The following is a 1,446-nucleotide window of genomic DNA, read 5'->3' as shown; positions in this document are numbered from 1 at the left end:
ACTAAAACACCAATTAATACACCAGAAGCTCCTATAAAAGATAAAATCTATAAGGTTCAGTCAGGAGACTCAGTTTGGAAGATTGCGCATGAAAACGGAATAACCATGGATGATTTGATAAGGTGGAATAACATTAATGGTAATTTAATTCACCCCGGTCAAAAATTGATTGTTGAGAAAGTTAATGTAAAGTTGGGAGATGCAAGAGAAACTTATGGTGTTCAGTCAGGAGATTCTGTATGGTTAGTTGCTAACAAATATGGAATAACTATGGATGAATTGATTGAGTGGAATAATATTCAAAACTATACTATCCATCCAGGTCAAAATTTAATAGTTGAAAGCGTGACAGCTAAAGAAGCAAGAAAAGCTGCCGAAGAGTTAGGATACGAAAAAACAAATGAGAGAAGTCATGGAGAACCTGTATTCAAAAACACTAAAAAGAGTCCTAAGTTCATTACTCCTGACAATACTGGGCATAAAGGTGGAGTTTGGAAAGGTGCCGATTCAGTTAAAGATTTGAAGAGTAAAACTACTAGAAAAGGAACTTATGATAAAGATTTAAATAAGATAGCTGACTAAAATAATACAATTAACAAGGAAGGAAAGAAAATATGTATCATTTACGTATTTCTAAGTACAATACTAAGGACAGAAATGAACAGGGACACTATTTAAAAGATGATTGGACCTCTATTAGTGATATCGGAAAGATATACAATGGAGTATTGCTTACTCCTGAGTCATATTATGAGGTGGAAAGTAGTTATATTAATGTTTTAAGAGAAGCTTCCAATTTATTAAAAGTGGACTCCTATAAGTTGGTTGATTTGGATATTAACGATTTAAATAATAGTGATTTAGACTTTGATATTAGAGAAGGTATGAACTTGACTCTTGAACAATGTGATAGGATCTCTAGGCTTATTTTGCGCGAAAAACTATGGGCAAGGCTAATTAGTTCACATTTAGAGGTTAACTTTGGATATGACTTTTATATGTACATGTCAACTAATTTTAAAAGGGATGAGTTAAAAATTTTAGTTAATAAATATAATCTATTTTGGGAAGAAGGAAAGTCTCCCTACTTTGGAATTGAGAATAATTGATTTCCATTATTATAATTAAATACAATAGATTTAAAAAGGTTTATTATGAAAAGGCAACACTTTTCTGTACAACATTTATAAAGTGTTTTCTAGGCAATTAATCTTTTAGTCATTGGTGTTTGATAGTTGAGACTACCATGAATGCGGTGGTAATTCCACCAATGAACATAGTCTTTAGTCTTAAGAGCTAGTTCTTCCAGCGATTGAAAAGTTTCTTGATAAACAAATTCAATTTTGAAAGCACGATACGTACTTTCAGCTACGGCATTGTCATAAGGACAACCAGCCTGACTAAGCGAACGTGTGATTCCAAAGGCTTCCAATATTTCATCAATTA

Annotated in this window: 3 protein-coding genes; 2 read left to right on the top strand and 1 reads right to left on the bottom strand. The window is 32.3% G+C overall.

The window, feature by feature from the left end:
• Positions 1–582, top strand: a 582-nt coding sequence (locus A3GU_RS0105360) for a LysM peptidoglycan-binding domain-containing protein (protein ID WP_026216454.1), incomplete at its 5' end; no start/stop codon positions are given.
• A gap of 32 nt (positions 583–614) precedes the next feature.
• A complete protein-coding gene (locus tag A3GU_RS0105355; protein ID WP_018366510.1) occupies positions 615–1,109 on the top strand; it encodes a hypothetical protein in 495 nt (164 codons plus the stop codon).
• An 89-nt stretch (positions 1,110–1,198) separates the two neighbouring features.
• Here A3GU_RS0105355 and A3GU_RS0105350 read toward each other — a convergent pair.
• A partial coding sequence (locus tag A3GU_RS0105350; RefSeq protein ID WP_018366509.1) for an integrase core domain-containing protein occupies positions 1,199–1,446 on the bottom strand: 248 nt, incomplete at its 5' end.

This window comes from Streptococcus didelphis DSM 15616 (genome assembly GCF_000380005.1).
Taxonomy (GTDB): Bacteria; Bacillota; Bacilli; order Lactobacillales; family Streptococcaceae; genus Streptococcus; species Streptococcus didelphis.
The sequence above is the reverse complement of the archived record's forward strand: the minus strand, read 5'-3'. Positions and strand labels throughout refer to the sequence as shown.

What these genes read in the sequence shown, in the direction of transcription:
- A3GU_RS0105355 (WP_018366510.1), top strand. Translation starts at nt 615, where the DNA reads ATGTATCATTTACGTATTTCTAAGTACAATACTAAGGACAGAAATGAA.